Source organism: Sphaerobacter sp. (assembly GCF_019683595.1).
In the GTDB taxonomy this organism is placed as follows: Bacteria; Chloroflexota; Chloroflexia; order Thermomicrobiales; family Thermomicrobiaceae; genus Sphaerobacter.
In genome coordinates this window covers 1-23,556 of sequence record NZ_JADGHZ010000004.1, presented here as the reverse complement: position 1 = coordinate 23,556, position 23,556 = coordinate 1, and the positions used below count along the sequence as shown (strand labels likewise).

Sequence of the window (23,556 nt, the reverse complement as noted above, 5' to 3'; positions counted from 1 at the left end):
CACCCTCAGTCCTGACCGTCATCATCCCCGCCGTGGCGCCGGCGCCAGCGACGCACCAGCCCGTAGCGCAGCAGGAGCCCGCGCAGCCGCTGCCACGCGGCACGGGCCCGGTTCAACTCGTTCTCCGTCGGCGGCCGCTGGCCGTACCGCTCCCGCACATACAGATCGGTCAGCAGGCGGATGTGCGGCCGCGCCCCCGGCAGGTGGCGGGAAACGACCGCGGCGTACTCGTACGGGGTCATGGAGGTGCGCGTCGGCAAGCCGCTCCAGCCCGTGGCCCGCTGGACCTTGCTGAAGAACCGGGTCGTTGGGGACATCCCGCGCGTGCCGCGCATCCACAAGAAGGAAAAGAGCGTGATCCCCAGCACCACCGCCAGGACCAGCCCGCGTGCAATCCACTCCGCGCGGGTCGTCTTGTCGGGGAGCGGCGCCACCGACCCGCCCGCCGCGCCGAAGCCCTCGTTCAACTCCATGAGGATCTGCGCCTCACGGTCGAGCGGGATGTTGTCGCCGGAGATGGCACTGCCGTTCGCGGTAGACGCCGGAGTTGCTTCCGGCGTCCCGCGCTGGATCGCTCGCCGCGCCGCCGTCGGTTCGAAGGGGATCCAGCCGTACTTCGGGAAGTACACCTCGACCCAGGCGTGGGCGTTGCGGTCACGGTAGAGGTACCCGCCCGAATTGGAGTCGAACTCAGCGGGATAGAACCCGACCGCGACCCGCGACGGGATGTCGAGGATGCGGAGCATCTCGACCATCGCTGAGGCGTAGTAGGTGCAGTAGCCCTGGCGCTGCTCGAAGAGGAAGTAGTCGACCAGATCGCGACCGGCCGGCGGGGCCGGCACGTTCTCGTTGTAGGTCAGGTTCTGACGCAAGTACTCCTCGATGGCGGTCGCGATGTCGTACGGATTGTCCTTGCCCTCCGCGAGCTGCTCGGCCAACTGCCGCGTCCGCTCGGAGTAATCCGGCAATTGCAGGTAGCGCTCGGTGATCTCCGCGGGATAGTCCGTTCCGGCCGCCCGCAGGTCATCGGCCGTCGCCTCGCTGACCAGCGAAACGATCTCGTAGGTTTCTCCCGCCCGGAGACCATCCCGCGCGTAGAGCGCGTCCACGTCGTCGTAAACCGGCAGCGGCCCGCTGAAGCTCAGCGCGTGGACGCGGTAGTCGCCCGGGTCCGGCTCGAACCGCACGCGGATGCCGATCCGGCCGAGCTGCTCCACCTGATCCATGATGGCGCGTTGCTGCTCGGGGATGCCGAACCGCGCCGGGGTCGATGGAGCCGCCGACGCGTCCGGAGTCGCCGTCAGGGCTTCCTCCCCTTCCACCGTCTCGCCCTCCGGAACCGGTGTCGGCGTCGGCTCGGGCGGGGTATAGTCAGCTTCCTTCAGCAGTTCCACCAGCGGCCAGAGCACGTGCGGGGTTGTCTCCTCGGTGGCCGACTGGACGTCCAGGACCTCCCGACGGTAGTTGTGCCACCCAACCTGCAGGCGGGTTGGGACGCTGGCCTGGGCGGCGACCTCGGTTGAGTAGACCACCGCGCCTCGCGGCTGGTACACCTCGATGGAGTACTTCGCCTCGCTGCGTGCGTCGCCCGAATTGGCCGAGCGTGGGAAAGGTTGTCCCGCATCGAACTCAAGCAACGGCGCGTACGAGGCCGCCCGGGAGTCGAGGTCCGACTCCCACGCCCGTCCATCGAAGGTGCTGTAGCGGTGCGCGACCAGGTAGGGGGCGCCGTCTCCCTTGACCAGCACCACGGGCTCATCGCTCAGCCGGAGCGGCCCGCCTAACTCGAAGCGGTCGCCGAAGCTCGCGAAGCCGCCGATGCCGACTCCGCCAGGACCGCGCAGCGAGGAGAACCAGGAGTTAAACGTGTTCTCCACCTGCCGCCAGGGTCCGTTGATCCGCTGCCAGCCGGCCTGAATTTGCTCACTCTGCATCGATAGCGGAACCAGCCACCCGCCGGCGATCACCAGCAGCGCCAGGTAGCTTCCCACCCATAACCCGCGCCAGGCGAGCGTTTCGGGGTACGGGACCGATAGGCTGCGCCAGGTTAGCTCGCGTTGGCTGACGGTGAAGCGCATCAGCAACAGGATGGCGGCGAAGAGATAGAGGACCACCAGGCTGTGGGAGATGCGCTGCGAATAGCCCATGTTCAGTAGCAGGATCACACCGGGGAGCAACAGCGTCAGCCAGACCCAGCGGGAACGGAAAACGAACCAGACCGAGATGTAGCTGAGCACCCACAGCAACGAGGCCATGAGCAGGACGAACAAATAGAGATCGTCCGCGCGCTCACCGTGCCACACCGCGCTGGACCACAGCTCCCAACGCTCCCAGAGATACGCCAGCTTCTCGCGGCGGCCGCCGAGCGTGTCGCTCAGGAAGCCGGTCATCTGGTAGAGCACGACAACGGAACCCAGCAGCAGCGCGACGATATGTGCAGCCAGGGAGGGCAGGCGGCGAATGTTGGAGAGCACCAGCCCGACCAACAGCCCGACGAGGGTGATGGTCGAGAGGATGTGCAGTCCGTCCGCCCAGTCGGCCAATTGCACCGACCAGGTCGCGGTGAAGACCACCAGGACGATCAGAAAGAAGGTGGTCCAGCCTTCGCGAATCGCGAACCGATGCATGTCGCTCCCATCCCGGCAGCCGTGGGGCGCTTCACCCGCCTACGGCGTTTTCCTGCCTGCCCCCATCGTGGCCGCCTGCGTTGCCAGGGCTCGCCCGATGTCGTCGCCGTATTTCAGGAGGTAGGTGGGGATGCCGATCGCCGTCAGGTCGCTCACGACCATCAGGCTGCTCTCCCCCCCATTGAACGTGCTGCTCTCGATCATCACGACGACCACGCCGACACCGCGGGCATTCAGGTTCATGAGCACCTGTGCCCACCGCTCGTCAGTAGACGGTGTCACAACAATGACGGTCGCGTTGCGGTCGAAGTTCCCACCCTCGGCGAGCAGCGTCTCCGCCAGCGGCTGGGTCCCATCGGCCCGCACCACCGCCAGGAACTCCAGGATCTTGACCATCTGCCGCCCACCCCGATCGGTCGGGACGGTCGTCGACTGGCTGTTGTTGGTGATCAGGCCGACGTTGCGGTTCTGGTCGAGGAAGTGGCGCGCCAGCGACGCGGCGGTGGTGACGGCGTACTCTTCTGTCGAGTCGAGCCAGAAGGCGAGCGGGATCTCCTCCGCTCCGCGGCCGGCAGCCCGCGGGTCGAGCGGCGGCATGTGATGGCCGGCCCGCACATGGTGACGCGCTTCCAGATCGAGCACGATCCAGACGTCCGCCGTCGGGTCGAGCTCGAACTCCTTGACCATCAACTGGCCCGTGCGTGCCGTGGCCGTCCAGGCGATGCGGTTGAAGGCGTCGCCGGGCAGGTACTCCCGCACCCCGGCCGCGTTGGGCGTGACGAACTGCGTCCGGCGCTGGAGCGAGTTACCCCCCGGCAACTCCCCCACCGGGAGCCGGAAGCCAGAGAGATCGACGGTCGCCGGATAGACCAGCAACTCGTGGACGTAGGGCACCAGGCGGCTCACTGGGAACAGGCCGAACGGGTCGCCCGACTGCAACGTGAGCGGACCAACCCGAAAGCGACCGCGCCGGGAGCACCAGGTCTCGACCCGCCAGCGGTTCGAGTCGCGTGGACGCAGGTGCACCACCCGGCTCATCCGATGGCCGGGTACGTCGGAGTGGTCGATCAGCTCGACCCAGAGCTTCGCCAGGCGGCTGAGGTTCTGAATGCGCAGGCGCTCGACCAGCGTCTGACCCACCTGCGCGCGGTCAGCTTGAGTCTCGCGGGTGACGACCAGGCCACGCAGGCTCAAACGACTCCAGATGAACGCCACCACGAACAAGCCCGCCAGGACGAAGAAGACCTTTTCCAGAACGTCCCAGCGGCTCAGCTCCGCGAGCACCAGGACAATGACGATGAGAGCGGCCAGCTTCAGGGCGTTCACGAGTTCGTCCCCGTACCCCGCGCGCTGCGTCCGCTACGCCAGCCAATCGTCCGCTCCGGGCTGGGCGAGGTAGGTCGTGCTCCCGGTACCGGCAGGCTCATCAAGATCTCGCGCACGACCATGCGCCCGTCCACGTTCTTCATCCGCGCCGACGGGCTGACGATCAGGCGGTGCGCGAGCGTCGGCTCGGCTAGATCCTTAATGTCATCCGGAATCACGTAGTCCCGACCAGCCATGGCCGCCCAGGCCCGCGCCGTGTTGTAGAGCGCCAACGAGCCGCGTGGACCTGCGCCGAGGTAGACGTCGTCGTGCTCCCGGGTGGCCTCGACGATCGTCACGATGTACTCCTTGAGCGAGTCATCCACGAAGACCCGCTTCACCATCTCCTGTCCGGCCAGCAACTCGTCGATCCCCACCACCTGCTCGAGCAGGTTAAGCGGGTGCGTGTAGTGCTGCCGGTTGAGGATCTCGACCTCGCCGCGGTGCCCCGGGTAACCAAGGGAGATACGGATCAGGAACCGGTCGAGCTGCGCCTCGGGCAGCGGAAACGTCCCCTCGTACTCGATCGGGTTCTCGGTCGCCAGGACGATGAAGGGGTCGGGCAGCCGGTGGGTCAGCCCGTCGACCGTGATCTGGGACTCCTCCATCGCCTCCAGGAGTGCCGACTGCGTCTTGGGGGTCGCGCGGTTGATCTCATCCGCCAGGACGATCTGCGCCACCACCGGGCCGGGGCGAAATTCGAACTGCCCGGTCCGCTGGTTGAAGATGCTCACCCCGGTGACGTCGCTGGGCAGCAGGTCCGGGGTGAACTGGATGCGCTTGAAGCTTGAGCCGATGCTCCGAGCGATGGCCTTTGCGAGCACGGTCTTGCCGACACCCGGCACGTCCTCGATCAACACGTGCCCGCGGCACAGCAGCGCCACGAGCACGAGTTGCACCTCGCGTCGCTTGCCGACGATCACGCGTTCCACGTTGGTGATAATCCGCTCGGAAAGTGCCTGCACCGGCTCCATGATGCCCTCTATCTCCCTTGGCCGGAGAGTGCCGAACGCGAGCGGCCACGTGGAAACATCACGGCCGCGCCGGCGTGCCATCTCGCCTGAAACTGTGAACCATCGATCCGTCGAGCGGGAGGCGATTCAAGATCACTACCGGCTCACAAAATCGGGCGGAGCAATTCCAAGACCATCCCAGCACGACGCTCTGCATTATATCAATCAGCCCCGAAGCGAACTGAGAACGTACCTCGCTTTGCGGGAGATGACCGAGGTGTCAGACACCCGGCATCGTGGATCCCGCTTCCCCACTCTTACGCTCGATGCCTGCCACCGGTTCTCGTGCCCGCGCGGGCAGACATTCCCGTATACTTGTTGCTTGCGGAGAGGAGCGGGGTGAATGAAGTCTGCGCACGATCCTGCAGGGCGAACGATCATGCTCGTGGACGGCCACGGCCTGGCCTACCGGGCCTTCCATGCCCTGCCCGACACACTGGCGACTGCATCCGGTGAGCCGACCAACGCGGTCTTCGGCTTCACCTCGATGCTGCTGGATGCCCTGCGCTCCTATCACCCCGACTACGTCGTGGTGAGCTTCGATGTCGGGCGCACCTTCCGCCACGATCGCTATGAGGAGTACAAGGCACACCGCGCCCCGATGCCCGACGACCTGCGGCGGCAGATGGAGCGGATCCACGAGGTCCTCGCCGCACTCAATATCCCCGTCTTCACCCGCGAGGGCTACGAGGCGGACGACGTCATCGCCACCCTGGCGCGCCTTGCCGCCGAGCGCGGCATGACGGTGCTGGTGGTGACCGGCGACAGCGACCTCCTCCAGTTGGCCGACGGCGGCGTCCGCATCATCCTTCCGGGCCGACTGCGCTTCGGGGACTACCGCGTCTTCGACCGCGAGGCCGTGATCGAGCGCTATGGTTTCCCGCCGGAGCGCATCCCCGAATACAAGGCGCTCGTCGGCGACACGTCGGACAACATCCCCGGCGTCCCCGGGATCGGCGCCAAGACCGCGACCGCCCTGGTCCAGGCATACGGCAGCCTGGAGGAAATGCGCGAGCACATTGACGAGATCAAGCCGCCCCGCGCCCGCACGTCCCTGGCTGAGCACTTCGAGCAGGCCCTCCACGGGCGTGAACTCGCCACTGTGGTCCGCGATATCGACCTTGAGCTCGACCTCGACACCTGCGTCCTCGGTGACTACGACCGCGACCGGGTGCTGGAGGTCTTCCGTGAGCTCGAGTTCCGCACGCTGGTCAACCGGCTGCCGGAGCCGACCCGGCCACAGGTGACGACGGCCCCGCCGGCGCCACCCGCCGAGCGAACGATCGTGCGCTACGACAACCAGCTCGGCGACCTGCTGAAGGAGCTGCGCAGCGCCCCGGCTATCGCGCTCGACGTCGAGACGACCTCGACCGACCCGATGAGCGCACGGCTGGTCGGCATCGCCCTGGCCACCAGCGGGCAGCGCAGCTTCTACGTGCCGGTCAACCACGCGAACGACGACGAGCAGCTCGACGCGGATGAGGTGCGAGAGGCGCTCTCACCGCTCCTGGCCGACCCCAACACCGTCATTTACGCCCACCACGGCAAGTACGACGCGCTCGTGCTGGAGCGGGCCGGTTACCCGCGGCCACACATCGCCTTCGACACCATGATCGCGGCCTACCTCTTGGGCGAGAACGCCCTCGACCTCAAGTCGCTGGCCTTCAACCGGCTCGGTATGGAGATGACCGAGATCACGACGCTGATCGGCCGCGGCCGGAACCAGCTCACGATGGACCTCACCGACGTGCAGGCAGCGGGCGATTACGCGTGCGCCGACGTCGAGGCGACCTACAAGCTGGTCGAAGTCCTCCAGCCCGACCTGGAGGCACAGCAGCAGGAGCGCCTGTTCCGCGAGATCGAGATGCCGCTGATCGACGTCTTGATCGACATGGAGAAAGTCGGCATCGCCGTCGACGTCGACCTGCTGCGCGATCTCTCCCGGCAGCTCTCAGTGCAGCTTGCCGAATTGGAACGAGAGATCTACGGTCTGGCCAAGCACGAGTTCAACATCAACTCCACCCGACAGCTCGGGACCGTGCTCTTCGACGAGCTGGGCCTGCCGACCGGCCGGCGCACCAAGACCGGCTACTCCGTCAGCCAGGAGGTGCTGGAGAACCTGCGCCACGCGCACCCGATCGTCGACTGCATCCTGGAGTACCGCCAACTGCTCAAGCTGAAGTCCACCTACGTGGACGCCCTGCCCGAGCAGGTCAACCCGGAGACCGGCCGCATCCACACCTCCTTCAACCAGACCATCGCGGCCACCGGGCGGCTCAGTTCGACCGACCCGAACCTCCAGAACATCCCGGTCCGCACCGAGCTCGGCCGGTCGGTCCGCCGTGCGTTCATCGCCGACAACCGGCCGGGGTATCGCCCATTCGATGAGGAAGCCGTGCTCCTGTCGGCCGACTACAGCCAGATCGAGCTGCGGCTCATGGCGCACCTGAGCGGCGACGAACGGCTCGTCCACGCCTTCCGCGAGGGACAGGACATCCACGCCGCAACCGCGGCGGATGTCTTCGGCGTCCCGCTGGAGCAGGTCACGCCCGACATGCGCCGGGTGGCCAAGACGGTGAACTTCGGCATCATGTACGGCATGCAGGCCTACGGGCTGGCGCGCGACACCGGGATGAGCCGCCAAGACGCGCAGCGCTTCATCGACCGCTACATGGCGCGCCTGCCCGGCGTGCGCGCCTTCCTGGAGCGCACGAAGCGGCAGGCCCTGCAGCAGGGCTACGTCACCAGCATGTTCGGCCGGCGGCGCTACACCCCCGACATCGACTCCTCCAACGTCAACCGCCGGCTGGCTGCCGAGCGTATGGCGGTCAACATGCCGCTGCAGGGCTCCGCGGCCGACATCATGAAGATGGCCATGATCCGCGTCCACGATGAGATCCGTCGCCGCGGCCTGCGCAGCCGCATGCTCTTGCAGGTGCACGACGAGCTGCTCTTCGAAGTGCCGCGCTCCGAGCTGCGGACCATGGCCGATCTGGCGGTCGAACTGATGGAAAAGGTCGTCACGCTCAACGTACCGCTGGTGGTTGAGGTTGCCGCCGGGGCCAACTGGGACGAGTTAGAGCCGCTCTAACTCAAACTTAGTGACACCATCTTGCTCTAGCATCGGATTATGGATAGAATTACAGATAGTTTGCTCGTAGTAGGTCAGAGGAGGTCCGAGCGGGATGCCGATCTATGAATACGCATGTGGGACGTGTGGCCACACCTTCGAGCGCAAGCAGCGGTTCAGCGACGAGCCGGTCAGCGAGTGCCCGAAATGTGGAGCCCAGGTTCGTCGCGTCCTTCATCCCGCCGGGATCATCTTCAAGGGCTCAGGCTGGTACATTACCGATAGCCGGAAGTCGAACGGCTCGAGCGATTCCAGTGACAGTGCGAGCACGTCGAGTGCGAAGGAGACAAGCGCAGCGGCTAACTAACAGCCCCGGCGCGACCGCTATGAGCAACGGCCACACAAACTCCTCATATCCGCATTACAGCGTTCTATGCTTTTGCTCCTGTCGTTAGGGAGTATCGGCTCCGCCGATACTCCCGTCGCGGCATACCTTTTGCCTTCTGCTATCCAACGTCGCTGACCCGTCACGGGCCAAACCGCTCAACATCTCAGCACCCACCCGCGCCCGGCTGCAGCCGGCAGCGACACCGGACTGCAGGAGGATACGGCTGTGATTCCGGCGGCCCGTCCGTTCGGCCGCGGCACCGCAACAGGAGACGAGCATGACGCTGAGACTGACCGACACTCGCACCGGGGAGAAGCGCCCGTTCGAACCGATCGAGCCGGGCGTGGTCCGCATGTACGTCTGCGGCCCCACCGTCTACGACGATGCGCACATCGGCCACGCGATGTCCGCCATCGTCTTCGACGTGCTCCGGCGCTACCTGGAGTACTTGGGCTACCGGGTCATCCATGCCCAGAACTTCACCGATGTCGACGACAAGATCATCCAGCGCGCGGCCACGCTCGGGATCGAACCCCGCGAGCTGGCCGAGCGGCTGATCGAGGACTGGCTGCGCGATACCGCCCGGTTGAACATCAAGCCCGCCACGATTTACCCCCGCGCCACCCAGGAAATCGACACGATCATCGAGATGATCGAGGGGCTGATCGATGCGGGGCACGCCTACGCGGTCAAGGGGGGTGACGTCTTCTTCCGCGTCGACTCCTTCCCCGGCTACGGCAAGTTGTCGCACCGCTCGCTCGACGAGATGATGGCCGGCGCGCGGATCGACGTGGACCCCCGCAAAGAAAACCCCATGGACTTCGCCCTCTGGAAGGGGGCCAAGCCCGGCGAGCCTGCATGGGACAGTCCCTGGGGTCCCGGTCGTCCCGGCTGGCACATCGAGTGCAGCGCGATGATCTACCGGCACCTGGGCGACCAGATCGACATCCACGGCGGCGGTGCCGATCTCATATTCCCCCACCACGAAAATGAGATCGCCCAGTCCGAGGGCTTCACCGACCGTGAGCCGCTGGCGCGCTTCTGGGTCCACAACGGCTTGCTCCAGCTCGGCGGCGAGAAGATGAGCAAGTCGCTGGGGAACCTCATCACTATCCGCGAGCTGCTGGAAAAAGGGGACGGCGAGGCCTTCCGCTTCCTGGTCCTCAGCTCGCACTACCGCAGCCCGCTCACCTTCAGCGATGAGGCAATGGAATCGGCCCGGCGGGGACTCGCGCGCCTGCAGAGTGCCGTGCGCGACTTCGACCCGGCCACCGCGCCTGAAACCGCACCGGATCACCCGCTCGCCCGCTTGGCGGACGAGACCCGCACGGAGTTCCGGGCCGCGATGGACGACGACCTCAACACGCCGGTCGCGCTATCCCACCTGTTCGAACTGTCGCGCGCCATTAACCGCGAGCGCGACGCCGGCGCGCCCGCCGACGCCGTGGCATACGCCCAGAGCGTCCTCAAGGAGCTCGCCGGGGTTCTCGGGCTGACGCTGGAGACGGCCCCGCAGCGCGATGAGACGATCGAGCCGTTCGTCGACCTGCTGCTGGAGGTCCGCGCCGAGCTGCGCAAGCAGCGCTTGTGGGATCTGGCCGACCGGATTCGAATCCGGCTGGGTGAGCTGGGCATCCGCGTCGAGGACACGGCCCAGGGCAGCACCTGGCGACGGGAGTGACGATGCGCGAGCGACCGCGTGGGACCGAACTGCTTTACGGCCGCAACGCCGTGATGGAGGCCCTGCGCGGTCGCCGCTCCCTCCGCCGCCTGTTCGTCGCCGAGAGCTCGGCCCGGCAGCCGCGGGTCGCCGCCATGATCCAGGCGGCCGAACAGCGCCGGATTCCGGTCAGGCTCCTCTCCCAGCGCGACCTTGCCGAGATGCTGCCAGATGTCAACCACCAGGGCGTCGCCTTGGAAGCGGGTCCCTACCCGTATGTCGAGTTCGAGGACCTGCTCCGGCAGGCGGAGGGGCGCCCGATCCTCGCGCTCGACCACATCCAGGATCCGCAGAACCTCGCCACCCTGATGCGCACCGCCGAGGCGGTGGGCGTCGGTGGGTTGCTCCTGCCCGACCGGCGCGCGGCGGGGGTGACGCCGGCGGTGGTCAACGCCTCGGCGGGAGCCGTTGAGCACCTGTGCGTGGCGCTGGTTGCCAACCTTGGGCGGGCACTGGAGGAGTGCCAGGAAGCCGGCTATTGGGTGGTCGCCCTGGAGGCCGGCCCCGAGGCCCATACGCTCTTTACGGCCGACCTGCCGGAGCCAACCGTGCTCGTCGTCGGCTCCGAGGGAAAGGGCATCGCTCCGACGCTCCTCCGCCGGGCCGACGTCCAGGTCGCGCTTCCGATGCAGGGAAGGGTCGAATCCCTCAACGCCGCCGTGGCCGGCTCGATCGCCCTCTACGAGCTGCTGCGCCGCCGACTGGCCGCCGACAGCGACTGATCGCCACCGCGTCGGCACGAGCACGGTGGGCCACCGGTGCCCTCCCTGCGCAAGCGACCGCCACGCCGGCGAGGAATTCCGCACCCGCATTGCAATCCGCCCGTACGCTCGGTATCATAATGATGGAGGGAGTGGTGTTCGTACACGCGAACACCTGTTTTTGGCGCCGGTTTTCCCGTTTGTGACCGGCGCGTCTTCGTTGACAGAGTGCCGTGCGGGTCGCGCCGCGCGCCGCACCGCGACGGCGACAGAGAGGCATCACAGCATGAAGGTCATCCTCCTGCAGGATGTCCCCAAGTTGGGGAGTGCGGGGGCGATTGCGGACGTCTCCGAGGGGTATGCCCGCAACTATCTGATTCCGCAGGGTCTGGCCGAGATGGCGACCCCGGGCCGCGTCAAGGAAGCCGAGCAGCGCCTGGCCGCCGCGGCGCGGCGCCTCGAGCGTGAGGAGCGCGCCAAGCAGGCGCTAGCCGACCGCATCGAGGGCACGCGCATTCAGATGCTCGCCCGCGTCGGGGAACAGGGGCGACTCTACGGCTCCATCACCGCACAGGACATTGCCGAGGTGCTCACCGCCAAGTTCGGTGAGGAGATCGACCGGCGCAAGGTTCTCCTCGAGGAGCCGATCCGCACGGTTGGGGAGCACCAGGTGACGGTCCACCTCGTCGGCCGGCTGCGGCCCACGGTGACGGTCGTCGTGGTCCCCGAGGGCGGCGAACCGGTTGCCGCCGGCGACGCCGAAGCGAGCGCTGCCGGCGAGAATGGCGCGGCGAGCGCCCAGGACGAGACGGCTGGCGAGGAGTCGACCGAGTCCTAGGGTTGAGCGAGGAGCGAGGCGGTGGCCACGCAGGCGGTCGAGCGACTTCCGCCCCACAACCTGGAGGCCGAGCAATCGGTCCTGGGCAGCCTCCTGATCGACCGCGATGCGGTGATCAGGGTCGCCTCGTTCCTCAAACCCGACGATTTCTTCCGTAGCGCCCACGCGACGATCTTCCAGGCGATCGTCGACCTCTACAACCGCCGCGAGCCGCCTGACTTCGTCACTGTTGTCGACGAGCTGGAGCGGCGCGAGCGGCTTGAGGAGGTCGGTGGCGTCGCCTACATCACCGAACTCATGAACGCGGTGCCGACGGCCGTGCACGTCGAGTACTACGGCCGCATCGTCGAGCGCACCGCGACGCTGCGCCGGCTCATCGAGGCCGGCAGCGAGATCGTCCGCATCGGCTACGACGAGTCGCTCGACATCGACGAGGCGCTGGAGCGGGCCGAGCAGGCCATCTTTGACGTCTCGCAGCGACGGAGCACGCGCGACTTCACTCCGATCGCCGAAATCCTCGAGCACTACTTCGACAAGCTCGACGCCATCCAGCACCAGCGCGGGACCGTCGTCGGCGTGCCGACCGGCTTCGCCGACCTGGACAAGCTGACCGGCGGGTTGCAGCGGTCGGATCTCATCATCCTCGCCGCGCGCCCGTCGGTAGGCAAGACCTCATTCCAGCTCGGCATCGCGCACAACGCAGCCGTGCAGTATGGCAAGACGGTCGCCATCTTCAGCCTCGAGATGTCGGCCGAGCAGCTCGTCCAGCGCCTCCTGGCGATGGAGACCGGCGTCGACTCGCACCGGCTGCGCCTGGGGTTGATCAACGACGACGAGTGGGACCAGATCTCCCGTGCGTTCGGCCGGCTGGCGGAGGCCAAGATCTTCATCGACGACACGCCGAGCATCAACATCATGGAGCTGCGCAGCAAGGCGCGCCGCCTCATGGCCGAGCACGGCGTCGACCTCATCATCGTCGACTACCTCCAGCTCGCCCAGGGCCGCCGGGCGGAGAACCGCGTCCAGGAGATCTCCGACATCTCCCGCAGCCTCAAGGGGCTGGCTCGCGAGTTGAACGTCCCGGTGCTGGCCCTCTCCCAGCTCTCGCGTGCCGTCGAGTCCCGCACCGACCATCGGCCGATGCTCTCCGACCTGCGCGAGAGCGGGTCGATCGAGCAGGATGCCGACATTGTCATGTTCATCTACCGCGAGGACGTGTACGACCCGGACACCGAGAAGAAGGGCATCGCGGAAATCATCGTCGCCAAGCACCGCAACGGGCCGACCGACACGATCTCGCTCCGCTTCTTCGACCGCACCGCGCGGTTCGCCGACCTCGAACTCTACCGTGAGCCGTCGTCGTAGCACGACGGGCTGGGAAGGCTCAGATGCACCACGAGGCCGGGAACGACCCGGACGCCAGGATACCCGTCCCTCGCCAGTTCTTTGAGGAGCTGCTCCCGGCGATGCGCGACATCGCCGAGATCAAGGTAATGCTGACCCTCTATCGGCTCCTCGCCTCACCCGACTGGCGCGACGGGGTCGTGCCCGAGAGTGCGCTCTACACCGACCAGCACCTGCTGGAGGGGTTGCGCCTGACCGGCGCCGCACTCCTGCCGCTCGACGACATCCGCCGCGGCATCGAGCTGGCGGTCGCGCGTGGCGCGCTGCTGCGTTTCCGGGTCGTTGGCGACGACGGCGGGGAGGCGTGGCTGATGCCGGCCACGCCGGAGAACCGCCTGCGGCTGGGCCTGCTCGAACAGGGTCTCGCGCCACTGCCCTCCGTTGTCGGCGCGCGCGAGCCGGCGGTGCGGGTCGAGCGGGAGCGGCCCAACGTGTTCCGGCTCTACGAGCAAAACGTCGGGCTGGTGACTCCCATCATCGCGGACCAGTTGATCGAAGCCCTGGAGCTGTACCCGGAGCAGTGGATTGAAGACGCCATCCAGGAAGCGGTAAGCTACAACCGACGGCAATGGCGATACATCCAGCGGATCCTGGAGCGCTGGGCCACCGAGGGGCGTGGCGATGAAGCGGATCGGCGATCTGGACGTCCTGCACCAGCTTTCGACCCGGAGAGGCACCTCCGCGGCAAACATGCCCCCATCTTCCGACGACCACGATAGCTGCCCCATCTGCAAGGGGGCCGGGTTCCTGCGCGTCGACGCACCGGTCGGCAGTCCCAACTTCGGGCGGCTCATCCCCTGCGAGTGCAAGATCGCCGAGCGTGAGGAGCGGCGGCACCGTGAGATCGCGGAGATGAGCAGCCTGGGCGCGTTTGAAGGGCAGACCTTCGAGACGTTCGATCCGGACGTGCCGGGCGTGCGCGAGGCGTACGAGGCGGCGCTGGCCTACGCCGAAAACCCGGATGGCTGGCTCTTCCTCCTCGGCGGCTACGGCTGCGGGAAGACCCATCTGGCGGCTGCCGTGGCGCACTACGTCATCGCCCACCAGCGGATGCGCGCTCTCTTCCTGGTCGTGCCGGACCTGCTCGACCACCTGCGCGCCACCTTCGCCCCCGACCAGGGCGCAACCTACGACGCGCGCTTCAACGCCATCCGCACCATCGACCTCCTGGTCCTCGACGACCTGGGGACCGAGCACACGACTCCGTGGGCCCGCGAGAAGCTGTTCCAGATCATCAACTTCCGCTATAACGAGCGGCGCCCGACCATCATCACCTCCAACCGCAACTTCGATGAGCTCGATCCACGGGTTGCCTCCCGCCTGAGTGACCCGCGGATCTGCCACGCCGTGCTCATCCCGGCGGGCGACTACCGCGTGCGCCGCGCCAGCACCCTCCGGCGTTTCCCCGGCCGGTAGGAGCGCACCGGGTACACGGTCCCAGACCACATCCGCACCTTTGTACTATCCAGCGGCGCGGCCTGCGCTCGTATACTGCCAATGTGCCGGGTTTCCTCGGCGCCCGATACCGTTGTGAGAAAGGACCCCGGGAACCGTGGAGCACTTCGACGAGCCCGCCCCGACGAGGTCCGTGTCGGGCGACTCCGAGCGACTGCGCGAAAACGTCGAGCACGCCGCAGCGCTCATCGCCGACGGCCAGGAAGACGACGCCATCTCCCTGCTCCGGGCCGCGCTCGAGGCCGGCTACCCGGGTGCCGACGCGCGCGTGCTGCTCGGTGAGATCCTGCTCCGCCGGGGAGACCCGACCGGACGGACGCTGCTGGAAGCCGCGACATCCGACCCCACCTGGGGCGACCGCGCCCAGGCAAGCCTGCGAGCCACCCGCGGCACGGTGGATGAGCGAACGGCCGCGCGGTCACACGCCCCGCAGCAGCCACGTCGAAGAGCGCTGCTCGGGCCGCTGGCGATCGGTCCCTTCTCACACACGAACCGCCTGCCACCGACTGTAGCGCGTGTGATGGCCGAGGCAGATGCGGACGTGGCGCGTGGGCGCCTTGAGAGCGCGCTCGATCTGACCGTCTATGCCGAGACACTGGCCCCGGAGGATCTCTCCCTCTTCGTGCGCCACGCCGAACTCCTCGTCGCCACGCAGCGCCCGGCGAAGGCGCTGACGCTGGCCGACACGATCGGGCGACTCGCGGCGCTGCGCGGCGAAACCGAGCATGACCTGGCTCTGGCGCGCGTCGTCGCGCACGCCGCCCCCACGCTGGACAACGTGCTGGGCCTGGCACGCGCCTCGCTGGCCGCCGGGGACGCCTCGCTCAGCGACACTTACGTCCCTGCCGCGGCCGCCGCCCTCTTGGAGGCAGGCAATCAACCGGCGGCATTGGAGCTAGCGCGGGAGTGGTACACCCAGGCGCAGGGCAGCCCGCTCGCCCGCCTCATCTACGTCCGTGAGTTGCTGCGCGCCGGCCAGGTGGCCGAGGCGGCCGATCTGACTCAGGACGTGGGTTTCGACGCGGCCTCCATCGTGGCGGCCCTCGCCGTCGCCGCCGCCACCGGCGCGGAGGCGCAGTGGTCCCTCATCGCGCGGCTGGCGCGGGACGCCGCATCCGGGCGCGTGGACCGTATCGAGGCCCAGCGACTGCTCAGCGACGTGGCGGCGGTGTTGCCGGCGGGCACAACCATGCCCGTGCTACGCGCGTTGCTGGCGTTGGCCGTGGGCGACGCACGCGAGGTGACCGCCCGGCTCACGGGGTTCCGGCCGGCCGACCGCGTCAGCGCATTCGTTGCCGCGGTGTGCACGCTCCGCTCCCAGGGTCCGGACGCCGACGCGGCGTCCGTGCTCCCGCCACTCCGGGCCGCCTTCGACCTCGCCGCTCACCCCGACGTCGCCGCATTCGTGGCGGAGCATTCCCCCTTCGATCCCCCCGTCACGGCGGCATCCTTGGGTGAGAGCCTTGCCAAGCTGCTCGTCGAGCGCGGTGAGTTCCACGAGGCCCTCGCCGTCTACGAACGACTGCTCAAGCAGTACCCAGACAATCACCGCTACGCCCGCGCCCACGCCGAACTGGTCGGGCGCGCCGGTGAGACGGCCGAAGCCCTCGCCCAGCTCGACGCGTTGCGCGAGCAGGAGGAAGCCGCCGGGCGGCACGCCGAGGCGGAGAAGACCCTTGAGACGATGGTGCGCATCGCCCCGAACCATCTCCCGCTGCGCGAGCGCCTGGTCGAGGTCCATCTCAAGCGCGGCCGGCTGGCCGAGGCCCTCCGCGAACTCTTCACCCTCGCGCAGTTGCTGGAGCGGTACGGCCGTGCGGCCGAGGCGATCGCGCACCTGCGCCGCGCTGCAGAGATCGCCACGCTGACCGGCGACTGGGAGAAAGTCGAGCCGATCTACGACTACATGATCCGCCTGGCGCCTGAGGACATCGGGTTGCGGCACGCCGCCGCAGCCACCTTCGTCCAGCACGGCCGCATCGCGGAGGCCAAGGCCCAGCTCCAGGATGTGGTCAAGATCGCGAGTACCCAGGAGGACTACGACGAGGCCATCGCGGCACTCCACCAGATCATCGCGCTCGACCCGGCAGACCCGACGCCGTACCACCGGCTCGGCGAGATCCTCGCGGCCGTGGGCGAGTACGGACAGGCCGAGCGGGTCTACGGGCGTCTCGCGCAGCTCGTGCCTGACGACCCGGCGATCAAGGCGAAGCAGGCGGCGCTGGCCGCCCTCGCCAAGGGACAACCATGATCGTGGGCGCCGCGTCAGCCCGCGCCCCGTCAGGGTCCGCCGCGGCGCCGTGGTACAATCCAATCAGCTAGCTGGGCAATTCCGTCGTCAGGGTGCCGCACATGCCCGAACTCCCGTGGATCTTTACTCGTCTCGATTTCCGGGCCGTCATCGACATCTTCGCCGTGGCCCTGATCTTCTTCGGCGTGCTCTGGGTCGCGCAGGGCACGCGTGCCACGCAGTTGATCCGCGGGCTGCTGATCCTCATCGTCGTCGTCGTCGGTGTCGCCAATATCTTCAATCTGACAGCTCTGAAATGGCTGCTCGACAAGGCGCTCCCGGCGCTCATCATCTCCGTGCCGGTCGTCTTCCAGCCGGAGCTACGCCGGGCGCTGGAGCAACTCGGGCACACCGGCTCCTGGCTGCGGCCACCCTTCACCGCCGCCGCTGAGACCGACCTGGAACGCACCGTCGAGGAGATCTCCCGTGCCGCCGTCCAGCTATCGCGGCACCGCTACGGTGCCCTCATCGTGATCGAACGGGAGACGGGGCTACAGGATTATGTCGACCGTGGCGTGCCACTCGACGCTACGTTGACCCGGCAGCTCCTGATCAACATCTTCTATCCCAACTCGCCCCTGCACGACGGCGCGGTGATCGTGCGCAACGACCGCATCCTCGCGGCGAGTTGCGTGCTGCCGCTCAGCGACAACGTTGCCACCGGCGGTCAACTCGGGACGCGCCACCGCGCCGCCATGGGGATCACCGAGGAGTCCGACGCCATTGCCGTCGTCGTCTCGGAAGAGACGGGGCAGATCGCGGTCGCGCACAACGGGCGGCTCTACCGCAACCTTGATCCGGAGCGGCTGCGCAAAGTGCTGCGCACGCTCCTGCGGCTCGACCGCCCCGAGCGCACGATCCGCCGGCGCGTGCGTTTGAATGGACCGCCACCGTCGAACGACGGGCTTGGCGATGGCCGTGAGCGAGCACCCGAAGATGGAGCGAGGACTGTAACGCGTGCCGACTAGCCTCCGCCAGTTCCTCGACACCGGGAATCTCTTCCGGTTTATCCTGGCGCTGATCCTGGCCTTCGCGCTGTGGGCCTGGGTGACCAACGAGCAGGACCCGGAGATCAGCAAGGTTCTGCCTGCGGTGCCGGTGGTCGCCACCGACGTGCCCGACGGCTTCGCGGTCATCGGCACACTCGGCACGGTCGAGATCCGCCTGCAAGGCCCCCGCAGCCGGATCAACGCACTGGAAGAGGGGGCCGTCCGGGCCACCGTCGACCTCAGCGACATTGAGGAGCCGGGACTCCACCAGGTACGAGTCTCGGTCGACGTGCCGTCCGGCGTGCGCGTCCGCAGCGTGCAGCCCTCACAAATCACCGTCCAACTCGAGCGCGCCACCGGCTCAGGGTCCTGATCCCTCACCGGCACCAGCCTGCGCGTCAAGGCGACGACTTCGCCCCCCGCAAGGGACGCGGTTGCCGAACCGATCCCCGACCGTCCCCGTGCATTGCTCCCCTCTCCCAACATGAACGTTGCCGAATGAATCCTGTCTCCCCATCACCCGCTCCCGCGCTGTTGTCATCCTGAGCGGAGCCGGCCGGCGTGGGGCGTCGGGCGGCGGAGCGAAGGATCTCGCGTCGGACCGGCCACGTACCGGGGCCTTCCTCCGCTGCGTCAGGGCCGACTGGCCGCAGCTCCGGCTCCGCTCGGGATGACAGCAACCGGGATCGGGGTTGGGGTGAGAGCTGCTCACCCGGAGCGACGCTATGCCCAACGACCACGGTCCGGGTGTGGGCACGCGGCGATAGCCGGCAGAATACCGGCTCTCACCCAGAATGCGCGGATGCTGCGTTGTGGTTGGACTCGACGTGGCTTAGGAGGACCGGGTCTCGACCTGGTGCGTGAGGAGGATGGCCTCGGCGACCTCCCGCATCGACTTGCGGTTGTCCATGCTCGTGCGCCGCATGCGGTTGAAGGCTTCCGCCTCCTTGAGGCCGTGGACCTCCATCAGGATGCCCTTGGCGCGCTCGATCAGCTTGCGCGTCTCCAGCGCGTCCTTGAGCTGCTCCACCTCGTTCTCCAGCCCCTTGAGGTCATGGAACCGTGCCAGGGCCAGCTCGATGACCGGCATCAACTCGCTCTCGCGGAAGGGCTTCACCAGATATCCGGAGACGCCCGCTCGCTTCGCGCGCTCGATGAGGTTCTGCTCGCTGTAGGCAGTGAGGAGCACGACCGGCGCGATCCGGCTCTGGGTGAGCCGCTCGGCGGCTTCGATGCCGTCCATGTCGGGCATCTTGATGTCGAGGACGACGAGATCCGGGTGGAGCTTCTGAGCGAGCTCGATGGCCGTGCGTCCGTCGGCAGCCTCGCCGACGACATCGTAGCCGAGGTGCGTCAGCATCTCGCGCAGATCCATCCGGATGATGGATTCATCGTCGGCGATGATGATTCGCGCTCGGCGCGACGCACTCTCCATATCCCCACTCTCCGCTCGTCTGACGAGGGAAACCCGCGCCGGGGTGCGGAGGCGACGCAGTCACCCGGATATGCATGATGTTGGTCGGGGCGAGAGGATTCGAACCTCCGACCACCGGTACCCCATACCGGTGCGCTACCAGGCTGCGCCACGCCCCGAAACTACGCGCAGTATAGCACAGATGTGCCCCGCCTCACAAAGGGAGCGGCCCACCCCGCGGAGGTATCCACGGGTGGGCCGCTGTCGATTCCGCCACGATGGTCGGCGAAGGTCGTTACTTGACCTCCACCTTGGCGCCGGCCTCCTCGAGCTTGGCCTTGGCCGCCTCGGCCTCCTCCTTGGACACGCCCTCCTTGACGGCCTTCGGAGCGGACTCGACCAGATCCTTGGCCTCCTTGAGGCCCAGGTTGGTCAGCTCGCGGACGGCCTTGATAACCTGGATCTTATTCGGGCCGACGTCGGCCAGCACCACGTCGAACTGCGTCTTCTCCTCAGCCTCCTCGGCCGCGGCCGCCGCACCCGCAGCGCCCGGCGCCGCCGCCACCGCGACCGGCGCGGCAGCCGTCACGCCGAAGCGCTCCTCGAGCGCCTTGACGAGCTGCGACAGCTCCAGCACCGTCATCTGCTCGATGGTGCTGATCAGTTCTTCCATCTTCTCCTGGCCCACAGCCATGTCTGGTCCTCCTATCGTGTCTCTACCGTCGTCTGCTCGTACGCTCTGCCGTTACTACGCCGCCGACGCCTCGCCGCCACCCAACTGCTCGGCACGCGCCTGGAGCACGTACTGGAGCGAGCGGATCGTGCCGGCCAGCACACCGACCAGGCCGTACAGCGGCGACTGAAGACCGCCGACGACCTTGCCCAGCAGCACCTCCCGCGGCGGGAGTGTCGCCAGGCGCTCAACTTCGGACGCCGGAATGACCTGCCCCTCCAGCACCGCGCCCTTGATCTGGAGGATGCGGGACGTCCGCACGAAGTCGTTGATGATCTTCGCCGGCTGCACGGGGTCGTCCATCGCGACCACCAGGGCCGTCGGCCCTTCCAGGAGCGGGTGCAGCTCCTGCAGCCCGACGCGCTCCGCGGCGATCGCGGTCAGCGTGTTCTTGACGACGCGGATGTTCGACTGGTGCGGCCGCAGTTGCGCCCGCAGGCCCTGCAGGTCCGCCACGTTCAGGCCGCGATAGTCGGTCAGGATCGAGAGCGTCGCGCCGGAGAGCATCTGGCTGATCTCTTCGACCTCTTGCACCTTCTTGGGGGTGGGCACCGTCTTCACCTCCTCTCTGTCCCGGGTTGCGTGTGTCGTATGCAGTGTTCCGACCAAACAAGAACCCCGCGCCATGAGGCGCGGGGCGGAATCACCAATCATAGCGCGGGACAGCCCGCGTCGGTGGTCACTTCCCGCGCGCCTCGGCTGGATGATTAAGTGCTCGCGCACCCCAGCGGTCTACGGCGCACGTCGTCTATTCGATCGGTATCCGACGGCCCGGCCGGGCAGCGGCTAGGCGACGAAGTTCGACGCCTCCTCCGTTGCCTTCGCAACGTCGACCGGGACGCCGGGGCCCATTGTACTCGTCAGCGTGATCGAGCGGCAATACGTCCCCTTGGCGGCCGCCGGCTTCGCCCGCATCACGGCGTCCACCAGGGCGTAGAGGTTCTCGACCAACTGCTGGTCCTCGAAGCTCTCCTTGCCGATCACGGCGTGGATCAGCCCCGTCCGGTCGTTGCGGAACTCGACCCGGCCGCGCTTCAGCTCCTGGATGACCGCCGGCAGGTCTTCCGCCGCGCGGACGACCGTACCGGAGCGCGGGTTGGGCATCAGGCCGCGCCGGCCAAGGATGCGACCCAGGCCACCGACCTTGCCCATCTGGTCCGCCATGGCGATCGTGGCGTCGAATTCGAGCCAGCCGTCCTGGATCTTCTTGACCAGATCGTCGCTCCCCACGTAGTCGGCGCCGGCCTCCTGCGCGATACGCACCGCCTCACCGGCGGCGAAGACCAGCACGCGCGGCTCCTTGCCCGTGCCGTGGGGCAGGACGACGGTGCTGCGTACGTTCTGATCCGCCTGGCGCGGATCGATGCCGAGCCGGAAGTGGGCTTCGATGGTCTCGTTGAAGTCGGCGAAAGCCGTCTTCTTGACGAGCGCGACGGCTTCCGCAGGCGTATAGAGACGGCCGCGCTCGATCAGCTTGGCTGCCTCGAGATACTTCTTCCCTCGCTTGGGCATTCTTGTGCTCCTCGTGGTCCTGGCGGGGCGCCGGCCCCTCCCACACGTGCGACATCACCAGCCGGAACGACCCGGCTAGTCGACGACCTCGATCCCCATGCTCCGCGCGGAGCCCTCGATCTGCTTCATCGCGCCTTCGAGGTCCACCGCGTTCAGGTCGGGCATCTTGATCTCGGCGATCTCGCGGATCTGGTCCCGCGTGACCCGGCCCACCTTGTTGCGGATCACGTCACCGGAACCCTTCTCGATCCCCGCAGCCCGGCGCAGGAGATCGGCGGCCGGGGGCGTCTTGGTGACGAAGGTGAACGAGCGGTCCTCGTAGACCGTGATCACCACGGGGATGATCTGGCCGGCCAGATGGGCGGTGCGCTCGTTGTACTCCTTGCAGAAGTTCATGATCGCCACGCCGTGCTGGCCGAGGGCCGGGCCGATCGGCGGCGCCGGAGTCGCCTTGCCGGCCGGAATCTGCAACTTGATGTACGCGCGGACCTTCTTAGCCACGGTACGTCAATCCTCCCTGGTGGTTCAAACGGGGATGAACCCCTCCCACATGCACAACCCGCCGGCACCGGCCGGCGGGTCTATCCGCTAACCCTACGCTTCGCGCTCGACCTGAAGGAAATCCAGCGTCACCGGGGTCTCGCGCCCGAAGAACGACACGAGCACCCGGACCTTGCCCTTCTCCTGGTCGATCTCGTCCACAGTGCCGCGGAAGTCGCTGAACGGCCCGTCGATGATGCGGACCACATCGCCCACCGCCAACGACACCTTGACCCGAGGCGCCTCCGCCTCCATACCGCGCATGATGGCCTGGACCTCGTCCTCGCCCAGCGGCGTCGGCTTGTTGCCCATACCGACGAAACCCGTGACACCGGGGGTGTTGCGGACGACGTACCAGGAATCGTCGTCCATAATCATCCGGACCAGGACGTAGCCGGGGAAGACCTTGCGCTGCACGCTATGGCGCTGGCCGGAGCGGATCTCGACCTCTTCCTGCGTCGGCACGACGACCTCGAAGATCTTGTCGGCCATGTCCATGGTCTCGATCCGGTGGAGCAGGTTCTGGCGGACCTTGTTCTCGTATCCCGAGTAGGTGTGGACCACGTACCATTGGCCCCGCTGCTCGCCGGCCCCCTCGGCCATGGCTTCCTCTTCGCGCCGCCGCGCCAGGCGCGCGCGAAGCGTTCGTGCCGTCATGTGCGACCTCCTAGAAGATGCTCCAGAGTCGAACGAAGGCCGCGTCCACCCCGCCTAGCAGCAACCCGAGGACGACCGAGATCGCAATGACGACCAGGGTCAGGTTTCGGGTCGTCTCGCGGTCGGGCCAGGTGATCTTCTTCATTTCGGCCACGGTGTCACGCGCGACCCGCTGCAGCGCAGCGACCCGGGCTCGCGGCTGCGGTTCATTGGCTCGCGTTCGCGTTCGTGTCCTCGTCGCCATGTATCCTTCCTCATGAGAGCCGCGCTGCTGCCCGGGCCAGGCAAGCCCGCACGCTGATGGCAGACAAAAGGGCGGAGCCCATCGGCTCTGCCCCACTACGACCCCCACTGGGCATTCGCAGCGCGTCGGCTTCTCCCCGATGGGGGAAGCGGCAGGGCCGGCAGGACTCGAACCCGCAACCTGCGGTTTTGGAGACCGCTGCTCTACCAGTTGAGCTACGACCCTGTGCTGCGTGCCGCGCCTGAGCGCGCGGCGCTTAGCGCGTCTCGCGGTGCAGCCGTACGCACCGGCAACGTGGGCAGAACTTTCTTAGCTCAAGCCGCCCGGGATCGTTCCGCCGATTCTTCTGCGTCGTGTAGTTCCGCTCTCGACACTCGGTGCACTCGAGCGTGATCACGTGCCGGTCGGCCTTCGCCTTCTTGGCCATGATACCACATCCCCGTGCTGGATGCGAGGGCCCGCCAGCCTAGCCGACGGGCCCCCGCCTCTCGCTTCTCTACTCGATGATCTCGGTGACGACGCCGGCGCCCACCGTGCGACCACCCTCGCGAATGGCAAAGCGCAGCCCCGCCTCGATCGCCACCGGCTGGATCAGC

23 protein-coding genes, 2 tRNA genes and 1 other annotated feature are annotated in these 23,556 nt (G+C 67.4%); of the genes, 11 read left to right on the top strand and 14 right to left on the bottom strand.

From position 1 onward, the window contains the following. Positions 1–5 precede the first annotated feature (5 nt). From IRZ30_RS00935 to IRZ30_RS00925, 3 genes are read right to left on the bottom strand one after another with little or no spacing between them, the layout of a single operon-like run. A complete protein-coding gene (locus IRZ30_RS00935) occupies positions 6–2,627 on the bottom strand; it encodes a transglutaminase domain-containing protein (protein WP_294081965.1) in 2,622 nt (873 codons plus the stop codon). Positions 2,628–2,666: 39 nt separating this feature from the next. Beyond that, on the bottom strand, positions 2,667–3,953 hold the full coding sequence (locus IRZ30_RS00930) for a DUF58 domain-containing protein (RefSeq protein ID WP_294081963.1): 1,287 nt from the start codon (positions 3,951–3,953) through the stop codon (positions 2,667–2,669). After that, positions 3,950–4,966 (bottom strand): MoxR family ATPase, encoded by a 1,017-nt coding sequence (locus tag IRZ30_RS00925; RefSeq protein ID WP_294081961.1) that lies wholly within the window; start codon positions 4,964–4,966, stop codon positions 3,950–3,952. The genes IRZ30_RS00930 and IRZ30_RS00925 overlap by 4 nt, the downstream gene beginning before the upstream one ends. A gap of 382 nt (positions 4,967–5,348) precedes the next feature. Between IRZ30_RS00925 and polA the strand changes: the two genes are divergently transcribed. The 11 genes from polA (at position 5,349) to IRZ30_RS00870 (ending at position 18,233) form a co-directional block, all read left to right on the top strand. Next, positions 5,349–8,096, top strand: a complete 2,748-nt coding sequence (gene polA, locus IRZ30_RS00920) for a DNA polymerase I (RefSeq protein WP_294081959.1) — start codon at positions 5,349–5,351, stop codon at positions 8,094–8,096. 94 nt (positions 8,097–8,190) lie between these two features. Further along, positions 8,191–8,442, top strand: coding sequence for an FmdB family zinc ribbon protein (locus tag IRZ30_RS00915; protein WP_294081957.1), 252 nt, complete (start codon positions 8,191–8,193; stop codon positions 8,440–8,442). 298 nt (positions 8,443–8,740) lie between these two features. Next, positions 8,741–10,144: a cysteine--tRNA ligase gene (cysS, locus tag IRZ30_RS00910; protein ID WP_294081955.1), complete on the top strand. Its 1,404-nt coding sequence runs from the start codon at positions 8,741–8,743 to the stop codon at positions 10,142–10,144. 2 nt (positions 10,145–10,146) lie between these two features. After that, a complete protein-coding gene (gene rlmB, locus IRZ30_RS00905) occupies positions 10,147–10,905 on the top strand; it encodes a 23S rRNA (guanosine(2251)-2'-O)-methyltransferase RlmB (protein WP_294081953.1) in 759 nt (252 codons plus the stop codon). 265 nt (positions 10,906–11,170) lie between these two features. Continuing rightward, complete coding sequence (gene rplI, locus IRZ30_RS00900) at positions 11,171–11,722, top strand: 50S ribosomal protein L9 (protein WP_294081951.1); 552 nt, start codon at positions 11,171–11,173, stop codon at positions 11,720–11,722. 21 nt (positions 11,723–11,743) lie between these two features. Then, positions 11,744–13,087, top strand: coding sequence for a replicative DNA helicase (gene dnaB / locus IRZ30_RS00895; protein WP_294081950.1), 1,344 nt, complete (start codon positions 11,744–11,746; stop codon positions 13,085–13,087). 23 nt (positions 13,088–13,110) lie between these two features. After that, on the top strand, positions 13,111–13,845 hold the full coding sequence (locus tag IRZ30_RS00890; RefSeq protein WP_294081948.1) for a DnaD domain protein: 735 nt from the start codon (positions 13,111–13,113) through the stop codon (positions 13,843–13,845). Next, positions 13,748–14,542 carry an ATP-binding protein gene (locus tag IRZ30_RS00885; protein WP_294081946.1) on the top strand — a complete coding sequence of 265 codons (795 nt, stop codon included), beginning with the start codon at positions 13,748–13,750 and terminating at the stop codon, positions 14,540–14,542. The genes IRZ30_RS00890 and IRZ30_RS00885 overlap by 98 nt, the downstream gene beginning before the upstream one ends. A 136-nt stretch (positions 14,543–14,678) precedes the next feature. After that, positions 14,679–16,832, top strand: a complete 2,154-nt coding sequence (locus tag IRZ30_RS00880; RefSeq protein WP_294081944.1) for a tetratricopeptide repeat protein — start codon at positions 14,679–14,681, stop codon at positions 16,830–16,832. A gap of 101 nt (positions 16,833–16,933) precedes the next feature. Then, positions 16,934–17,839 carry a diadenylate cyclase CdaA gene (cdaA, locus tag IRZ30_RS00875; protein WP_294081943.1) on the top strand — a complete coding sequence of 302 codons (906 nt, stop codon included), beginning with the start codon at positions 16,934–16,936 and terminating at the stop codon, positions 17,837–17,839. Further along, complete coding sequence (locus IRZ30_RS00870) at positions 17,829–18,233, top strand: CdaR family protein (RefSeq protein WP_294081942.1); 405 nt, start codon at positions 17,829–17,831, stop codon at positions 18,231–18,233. The genes cdaA and IRZ30_RS00870 overlap by 11 nt, the downstream gene beginning before the upstream one ends. A gap of 459 nt (positions 18,234–18,692) precedes the next feature. Here the strand turns inward: IRZ30_RS00870 and IRZ30_RS00865 are convergent, their stop codons facing one another. The 11 genes from IRZ30_RS00865 to IRZ30_RS00815 form a co-directional block, all read right to left on the bottom strand. Beyond that, on the bottom strand, positions 18,693–19,295 hold the full coding sequence (locus IRZ30_RS00865) for a response regulator (protein ID WP_294081941.1): 603 nt from the start codon (positions 19,293–19,295) through the stop codon (positions 18,693–18,695). An 81-nt stretch (positions 19,296–19,376) separates the two neighbouring features. Then, positions 19,377–19,453 (bottom strand) — tRNA-Pro (locus IRZ30_RS00860). 116 nt (positions 19,454–19,569) lie between these two features. Continuing rightward, positions 19,570–19,968 (bottom strand): 50S ribosomal protein L7/L12, encoded by a 399-nt coding sequence (gene rplL / locus IRZ30_RS00855; protein ID WP_294081940.1) that lies wholly within the window; start codon positions 19,966–19,968, stop codon positions 19,570–19,572. A 54-nt stretch (positions 19,969–20,022) separates the two neighbouring features. Then, a complete protein-coding gene (rplJ, locus tag IRZ30_RS00850) occupies positions 20,023–20,559 on the bottom strand; it encodes a 50S ribosomal protein L10 (RefSeq protein WP_294081939.1) in 537 nt (178 codons plus the stop codon). A 49-nt stretch (positions 20,560–20,608) separates the two neighbouring features. Continuing rightward, positions 20,609–20,763: a sequence feature (ribosomal protein L10 leader region), on the bottom strand. A gap of 30 nt (positions 20,764–20,793) precedes the next feature. Further along, a complete protein-coding gene (gene rplA, locus IRZ30_RS00845) occupies positions 20,794–21,519 on the bottom strand; it encodes a 50S ribosomal protein L1 (RefSeq protein ID WP_294081938.1) in 726 nt (241 codons plus the stop codon). Between the two features lie 75 nt (positions 21,520–21,594). After that, a complete protein-coding gene (gene rplK, locus IRZ30_RS00840) occupies positions 21,595–22,020 on the bottom strand; it encodes a 50S ribosomal protein L11 (RefSeq protein WP_012872088.1) in 426 nt (141 codons plus the stop codon). A 93-nt stretch (positions 22,021–22,113) separates the two neighbouring features. Next, positions 22,114–22,662, bottom strand: coding sequence for a transcription termination/antitermination protein NusG (nusG, locus tag IRZ30_RS00835; protein ID WP_041399813.1), 549 nt, complete (start codon positions 22,660–22,662; stop codon positions 22,114–22,116). Positions 22,663–22,726: 64 nt separating this feature from the next. After that, a complete protein-coding gene (gene secE / locus IRZ30_RS00830) occupies positions 22,727–22,960 on the bottom strand; it encodes a preprotein translocase subunit SecE (RefSeq protein ID WP_273032579.1) in 234 nt (77 codons plus the stop codon). 152 nt (positions 22,961–23,112) lie between these two features. Continuing rightward, positions 23,113–23,185: transfer RNA gene (locus IRZ30_RS00825), tRNA-Trp, on the bottom strand. Positions 23,186–23,216: 31 nt separating this feature from the next. Beyond that, a complete protein-coding gene (rpmG, locus tag IRZ30_RS00820) occupies positions 23,217–23,387 on the bottom strand; it encodes a 50S ribosomal protein L33 (RefSeq protein ID WP_294081907.1) in 171 nt (56 codons plus the stop codon). Positions 23,388–23,456: 69 nt separating this feature from the next. Further along, positions 23,457–23,556, bottom strand: a 100-nt coding sequence (locus IRZ30_RS00815) for a hypothetical protein (protein ID WP_294082019.1), incomplete at its 5' end; no start/stop codon positions are given.

Coding starts and splice junctions, on each gene's coding strand:
- IRZ30_RS00935 (WP_294081965.1), bottom strand. CDS start 2,627: ATGCATCGGTTCGCGATTCGCGAAGGCTGGACCACCTTCTTTCTGATC.
- IRZ30_RS00925 (WP_294081961.1), bottom strand. CDS start 4,966: ATGGAGCCGGTGCAGGCACTTTCCGAGCGGATTATCACCAACGTGGAA.
- polA (WP_294081959.1), top strand. CDS start 5,349: ATGAAGTCTGCGCACGATCCTGCAGGGCGAACGATCATGCTCGTGGAC.
- IRZ30_RS00915 (WP_294081957.1), top strand. CDS start 8,191: ATGCCGATCTATGAATACGCATGTGGGACGTGTGGCCACACCTTCGAG.
- cysS (WP_294081955.1), top strand. CDS start 8,741: ATGACGCTGAGACTGACCGACACTCGCACCGGGGAGAAGCGCCCGTTC.
- rlmB (WP_294081953.1), top strand. CDS start 10,147: ATGCGCGAGCGACCGCGTGGGACCGAACTGCTTTACGGCCGCAACGCC.
- rplI (WP_294081951.1), top strand. CDS start 11,171: ATGAAGGTCATCCTCCTGCAGGATGTCCCCAAGTTGGGGAGTGCGGGG.
- IRZ30_RS00890 (WP_294081948.1), top strand. CDS start 13,111: ATGCACCACGAGGCCGGGAACGACCCGGACGCCAGGATACCCGTCCCT.
- IRZ30_RS00885 (WP_294081946.1), top strand. CDS start 13,748: ATGAAGCGGATCGGCGATCTGGACGTCCTGCACCAGCTTTCGACCCGG.
- cdaA (WP_294081943.1), top strand. CDS start 16,934: ATGCCCGAACTCCCGTGGATCTTTACTCGTCTCGATTTCCGGGCCGTC.
- IRZ30_RS00865 (WP_294081941.1), bottom strand. CDS start 19,295: ATGGAGAGTGCGTCGCGCCGAGCGCGAATCATCATCGCCGACGATGAA.
- rplL (WP_294081940.1), bottom strand. CDS start 19,968: ATGGCTGTGGGCCAGGAGAAGATGGAAGAACTGATCAGCACCATCGAG.
- rplA (WP_294081938.1), bottom strand. CDS start 21,519: ATGCCCAAGCGAGGGAAGAAGTATCTCGAGGCAGCCAAGCTGATCGAG.
- nusG (WP_041399813.1), bottom strand. CDS start 22,662: ATGGCCGAGGGGGCCGGCGAGCAGCGGGGCCAATGGTACGTGGTCCAC.
- secE (WP_273032579.1), bottom strand. CDS start 22,960: ATGGCGACGAGGACACGAACGCGAACGCGAGCCAATGAACCGCAGCCG.
- rpmG (WP_294081907.1), bottom strand. CDS start 23,387: ATGGCCAAGAAGGCGAAGGCCGACCGGCACGTGATCACGCTCGAGTGC.